This window comes from Bradyrhizobium sp. 17 (genome assembly GCF_023073515.1).
Classification (GTDB): Bacteria; Pseudomonadota; Alphaproteobacteria; order Rhizobiales; family Xanthobacteraceae; genus Bradyrhizobium; species Bradyrhizobium canariense_D.
This window is the reverse complement of record NZ_JADPJQ010000071.1, coordinates 12,815-18,379: the sequence shown is the minus strand read 5'-3', so window position 1 is coordinate 18,379 and position 5,565 is coordinate 12,815. Positions and strand designations below refer to the sequence as shown.

Here is a 5,565-nt window from a genome sequence, read left to right as displayed (position 1 = left end):
GATCAGCTGCTTCCCTGGGCCTATCGCGCGCAATCCCTCAAAGCCGTGGCCTGAGAACGACGCTTACATCTCAGGAGCGGGCTTGCTCGATAGGAAAAGCTTCCCGAGCAACTTGGAGCTACCGACGACGCCGATCAGTGAAGCGATATCGATCAGCTTGGCCGATGTTTCGCGTTGGAGTTCTCCCAGGCGACCTTGAAGCGGCGCGCTTGGCTTCATCGAGCGAGCCAGCTTCCCCGAACGGCGGACCGGGAAGCGGTTACGATGCAGGCCGGTGCGGTAGCCGCACGACGTCCTTATTCGCCCGGTACAGAAGAGCTGGCGAGTGCATCTGAGGAAGCCGATCGCCTTCCCAAAGCTGCACGTCGTGCTCGCCATACATTTGCTCGACTCGACGTCTCGCCGCTTGCTCGTCAATACAGTCAAGCTTTGCTGCGCAGATCACTTGCCGCAGTCCACCACGAACACTTTGTACCCGCATGATGGCAGTCCCATCCAAAAAGGGGATCGTCAGGTTAATCGAATGTCCGTCTAAGGCAGCGCCGAACTGAGTGCAGGCGCGCGGAACCTTTGTACGTGTAGCACCTCGGCTATAACGGCGTGAACTCATCGATCGCGGGGCTGCGTCAATTAACCCGCTCAGTGTACGCGCATCGGTGGCGTAGCTTTACGGCCTGCCGAACCGTGCGGTGCTTAAAATAGAAAAGCCCCCCAGCGTCATCAGCAGCACAGCTAACGAGGTTACCGTCCAGCTGCGCGGCTCGTCGCGCACCTCTTCATTGTGCGCGGCCAGCGGCATAGCTGGAGGTGAGTCGGCTCGCGCGGCCGCGGCAAGCTTCTCCACGTCAACTTGGGGCGGCACGGAGTGCTCGGGCGTGAGCTGGGTGATAGGAAGATCCGCGACGGGTCGCGCCGGCATGGGGGCCGGCGTGCCCGCATCGAAAACAGAAGCGGCATCGGCCACCTTGAGTTCGCGTGCCGGCGGCGTCGGCTGAGCCCCCTCGGCCGCCGATGAGCTTGGCAACTCTGCGCGCGCATCGATCACGGGGCTCGCCCTTTGGCGCTCGGCCTCGTTCTCGACGGAGCTGGCGGCGCGGTTGGCCACACGACCATGAGCCGGTTGTCGCACGGTCGCGGTGCCTTCGGCTAGGAACCAGCATTTGCGGTGGCCGTCCCGCCGATAGACCCAGTGCTGGCGTGGGCCATGCGAGTTGCCGGGCCGCGGCAAGCATTCCGGCTGCACCGAAGAGGTTGCAGCGGGCTCGCGCGGAGCAATATTGAACAAGTTAGTAAAAGGGTCGGAGCACGCTGGTGTCGCCGGAAGACCTCCGACAAGGACTAAACCGGCGAAGTAAAATCGCAAATGACGGGACATCGAAAACTCCCGGTGCTGCGCCCCCTACTCGGCACGAGCCTTCGCGGCGACATGGGCTCCGATGCGGCTTAAATCTGGCAACGTGATGGATTAATTGTGCTCCTGGCCATCCGAGTTAACAGGCCATTCACACTCTTCGGTTGCAAAACGGGGCAGCGCGTTCAATTAAGCCGAGCCACATGCGTTACGTGGGGCGTCGATCCCGCTCGCGATCCGCGACGCGGCCGCCCGGTTTGATCACTCGCTGCGGTGTTTGCGCTCACCTTCGCAATGGCAATGTGGAAGCGCAACTGGTCGAGCGGTAGGTTGTGGATAGTACGATGCCGGTGTGCGGGCCGGGGGTGAAGATTCGCCGGGCACCAAATTAAATGCTCCGTCACGATATTACCGCCATCGCGCCTTTCTCCCGTTTACCTCCTCATTTAAATGTGGATTGTACGACGACTATATAACTGATGGCTTGTCTGCTCCTTCATTCCCGAGTTGTCTTCCTGGGCCTTCCCCCAAGAGTTGGATCGAGCGATGAACACCGAGCATTTCAATTCGCTTTCCCTTGACGAACTTTGGATACTTCACCAACAGGTCGCCGCCACCCTCAGTCAGAAAATTTTGGTGCAGAAAGCACGGTTGGAGGAGCGGCTCCACAAAATTGGACTGGCCGAGAAAGCTGTACGGTTCGATCGTAAGCGCCGTCCATACCCGCCCGTTCGCCCCAAATATAGCAACCCAAAGAACCCGGCGGAGACATGGTCCGGCCGCGGCAGACTGCCTCGATGGCTGCGGCCGCAGCTTCGAGGTGGCCGGAAGTTGGACGATTTCCTAATCGACCAGACTTCGGTTCAAAAGCGGCAGACAAATTGAGCGCCGCGATCACATTGGGAAGAAGGCCCACTGCAATGATTACGACGGATGTCCAAGATCAGGCCATAGCCGCGAAGATGACCGGATAATTGACTTCGAGAGGCAATCGGCCAGACTGCACGTCAATAGCGAGCAAAGCAGATTGCACCGCATCGCTGGTGCCGGACACATGATCCATCAGTCCGCGACCGCCGAGGTGATGGCAGCCGTCGACGAGGCCGCTGCATTCATGAATAGCGATCAGCCAAAGAATGCCGCCCCCGGGCGATCCATAGCAGACTAAGCAAAGCCGCGCGGCGACGGAGCTTACGGGCCACCGGCAGCCACTCTTCTGCAACTGGCCTCCCGTCCCCGCCAGGCAGCTTCGGAGACTCGATCGTGTTCAATCTCTACTCCATGAAGAGAAACGTGCACGCGACCCGTCGCCTGTTCGCCCCAATCAACAGCAGCGTTGGCAACTTGCCCAGCATGCCGGGCATCTTCCCGGACTGCCCCGCCCCCTCGTCCGCAATGTGCCTGCGGCGGTGGCCCACAAAGGGAAGCGGGATTGGGTCAGCGACGATCTGGACGCATTTGGAGGGGCACGACTGTGTCCGGGTCGCGGTGACCGGAGCGCCGGCTTTGCAGCTTCACCACCTGCTCGAGTTCGAGAGCCTCTATGGCGAGCTCATCTGCCAAGCGTTCGAAAAGTGCGCGCTTTTGCGGGTCGCTCGATCGCCTGCTCATAAGGGCCAAATCCGCGGCATCGGCACGGAGTTTGTCCAGTTTTTCCCTTAGGTCCGCCATGGTATCGGCCCCGTCCTAGACCCACCTCGCCATGCGTCACGGGATGCAGGTCAGCGGCGGACCACGCTATGGGTTCTTCGTTAATTGATTGTTAGGCCGGCATTCGTGAAGGCCGAGATGTGTGAACGAGCGCCCGCTGGCCTTGCCGAACGCGTCTGCGGCTATACCCGCGCAATCCCTTCGGAACGACGAAGATGGGCAAGGAAGATACCATCCGCCGGTTCAATCAAGATTAGTTCGACCTCGTTCTCAACCGGGAGATCCAGAACGTCTCGGTACCAGTCCAGATAAGAACGCCATACCTCCTGAGGGAGGGTATCTATGCGTCCCCATGCTCGCCGCCCAAATTTTTCCTCATACCAGGCCCGTACCGTTAGAGTCGGGACGCCGAAATCAATTCCAGTCACCTCCTTCGGCGTGCGCAACCGTTCCATCCGAGCGAAACTGCGCCAAGGTCCCTCGAAACCGCGTGGGCGGCGATCGATGATCCTGAAGTTTGTTATGCGCTCGAGCCTCAAACCGAACGCGATTCCCAGTCCGCTCTGTCCAGCGCCGACAATCAGCACGTCCAGAACCCGTGCTCCGTCTATAAACCGCGGGACTGTCCACTCCCGGGCCGGATAGTCCAAATAAGTCAGCTCGCGTCGAACACGCTTCGTGAGTTGGGACACGCTCATGGGACGTTCCTGCCGATGCGCTCTTGTAGACGTGATGTTTGCATGTTTGCAGTTCGGCTTAGTTCTGTCCCTTTATAACAGGTCCGAGTGCAGAAAAATCGACCGCCCGACTGCCATTGGGTTTTGCACGCACCGATTTTGGCCCGCTACACAGAGGACTACTTCTTCTGCGGTCACTCAATGCTGGTCCACGTGACATCGAGCCATCATTTGCCTCCGATTGTGAGACACGCAACATCGACATTCACCGCGCGTATCCGTGACGATCCGATCGTTAACGGACCGAAAGACTCAGGTTAGCTCGCCAGCAGGTAGCCCCCGAGCGGCGAGCTTAGTTGCGGTCCTGACGAGGTCCCTGCCCGCCAATCGACATAGTGCCGAATTGCACGGGTCCATTCATAGCTCGTCACCGTAGCTTTTTGCGCGAGCTCCGCCCGGATCGTCAAAATTTGCAATGAGTTCAACGTTTTGGCTAGCGTTGAGCTCCGGGAACGGACATCATCGGCGCCGGTCAGGATGTCCAAGATGGGCCCAGAAGCCGAAGTGCATGGAAATAAGACCGCCTCCGATCACGGCTTGAGTGGAGTGGAATATTCCTGCATAGGTCGAGCAGAATTCATCTGCTAAGCGCGACATCCTTGAAAGAGACGACTAGCGCCCTGTCCAGCTTTCCCCTCATGCCGCAGAGAATCTCGTACGCTGCCGCGCGCGGCATGGTCAGCTTGTAGGGCCGGTGTTCGATCAGTGCCGCAAAGATATCCGAAATGGTGAGAATGCGAACGATGTCGGTGATGTTCTCGGCGCAGAGGCGGTCAGGATAGCCGCTGCCATCGAGATATTCGTGATGGTGCCGCACAGCATCGAGGACTTCGGGTGAGATGTCCCCGTGCCCCTTCAGCACATCGTAACCCGTCGCCGGGTGGGTTTCGACCAACGCTCGCTCGTCGTCGTCGAGGCGTCCTGGCTTGTCCAGGATCGCCAAGGGCACCCTCGCTTTTCCTATGTCGTGGAACATGGCAGCGGTGGAGAGCCGTTCAAGGTCACTTTCACGGAAACCGAGACTGAGGCCGAAATCGACGGCGACGCCGGTCACGAGCAGGCAGTGCTGGAACGTTCCCTCGTGATGGCGCCGCACAGTGGCCAGCCATTCGGTTAACCCATGCTCGGAAATCCGATTGGTGATCTTACGGCCGGCACCTTTGGGACCAGCGACGTCGACCCGCTCCCCGAGGGTGATCGAGGTGAACATCGACGCAATGGCCGTTGCTGCGGCCTCAACCGCATTGTCGGGCTGCGAGATGCCGCGCCTCGACCCACTTCCGTGGCCGGGTGGATCGGCCAAAGCCGCGAGGAGCTTGGCCGCCTCTATCTTGCCAGGCAACACCAACGTTGCGCCCAGTGCATAGGCTTGCGAGATGCAAAAGTGGGAGGTTTGTTCCACGAGGAAGATGCGCTTCTTTGCTTTGACGAACCGCGCAGCTCTCTTTTTCAGTGCGGCAATGTTTTCGATCGCCCGCAGGTCGGCACGGACGACGATCGCAGCAGCATCGTGCGGAAGCTTTGCTTCTACATCGAGCCGCTCGCCGGCAACGGTGAACTGGCCGCCAAAAAGCGAGCAGAGCCCGAAGAGCTTCTCGGAAGTGTCGGCCAATACGTGCACGAGCATGACTGGTGCCTTCGTTCGTCGGGTGCCGGTCTGAATGGGCCTCCTCGGTGGTCCAAGGTCATTGGCTCACTTGGATAACACTGCTCGCTCAAGTTGGTTTGTGCGCGCCTCTGTCGCCCGCCGTCGTTTGGGCCTTCTTGCCATTTGCCTGAACAAAGTGGACGCCAGCCGTGGTTCCGTCGATCCAGACCAGTTCGCAG

6 protein-coding genes are annotated in these 5,565 nt (G+C 59.6%); 2 read left to right on the top strand and 4 right to left on the bottom strand.

From position 1 onward, the window contains the following. Positions 1-667: 667 nt before the first annotated feature. Positions 668-1,375 carry a hypothetical protein gene (locus IVB13_RS13710; protein WP_247489195.1) on the bottom strand — a complete coding sequence of 236 codons (708 nt, stop codon included), beginning with the start codon at positions 1,373-1,375 and terminating at the stop codon, positions 668-670. 522 nt (positions 1,376-1,897) lie between these two features. On the opposite strand from IVB13_RS13710, the gene IVB13_RS13705 reads away from it, so the two are divergent. Next, entirely contained in the window at positions 1,898-2,236 is a 339-nt protein-coding gene (locus tag IVB13_RS13705; RefSeq protein WP_247489193.1) for an H-NS histone family protein, read from the top strand. 58 nt (positions 2,237-2,294) lie between these two features. Here the strand turns inward: IVB13_RS13705 and IVB13_RS13700 are convergent, their stop codons facing one another. Further along, a complete protein-coding gene (locus tag IVB13_RS13700; RefSeq protein WP_247489191.1) occupies positions 2,295-2,573 on the bottom strand; it encodes a hypothetical protein in 279 nt (92 codons plus the stop codon). Positions 2,574-2,614: 41 nt separating this feature from the next. Between IVB13_RS13700 and IVB13_RS40405 the strand changes: the two genes are divergently transcribed. Continuing rightward, on the top strand, positions 2,615-3,013 hold the full coding sequence (locus IVB13_RS40405) for a hypothetical protein (protein ID WP_346731705.1): 399 nt from the start codon (positions 2,615-2,617) through the stop codon (positions 3,011-3,013). A gap of 170 nt (positions 3,014-3,183) precedes the next feature. Here the strand turns inward: IVB13_RS40405 and IVB13_RS13690 are convergent, their stop codons facing one another. Next, positions 3,184-3,699, bottom strand: a complete 516-nt coding sequence (locus IVB13_RS13690) for an FAD/NAD(P)-binding protein (RefSeq protein ID WP_247489189.1) — start codon at positions 3,697-3,699, stop codon at positions 3,184-3,186. 616 nt (positions 3,700-4,315) lie between these two features. Further along, the gene (locus IVB13_RS13685) at positions 4,316-5,365 is read right to left on the bottom strand and encodes an HD domain-containing phosphohydrolase (RefSeq protein ID WP_247489187.1); all 1,050 of its coding nucleotides are present in this window, start codon (positions 5,363-5,365) and stop codon (positions 4,316-4,318) included. Positions 5,366-5,565 lie beyond the last annotated feature (200 nt).

Coding starts and splice junctions, on each gene's coding strand:
- IVB13_RS13710 (WP_247489195.1), bottom strand. CDS start 1,375: ATGTCCCGTCATTTGCGATTTTACTTCGCCGGTTTAGTCCTTGTCGGA.
- IVB13_RS13685 (WP_247489187.1), bottom strand. CDS start 5,365: ATGCTCGTGCACGTATTGGCCGACACTTCCGAGAAGCTCTTCGGGCTC.
- IVB13_RS13705 (WP_247489193.1), top strand. CDS start 1,898: ATGAACACCGAGCATTTCAATTCGCTTTCCCTTGACGAACTTTGGATA.
- IVB13_RS13690 (WP_247489189.1), bottom strand. CDS start 3,699: ATGAGCGTGTCCCAACTCACGAAGCGTGTTCGACGCGAGCTGACTTAT.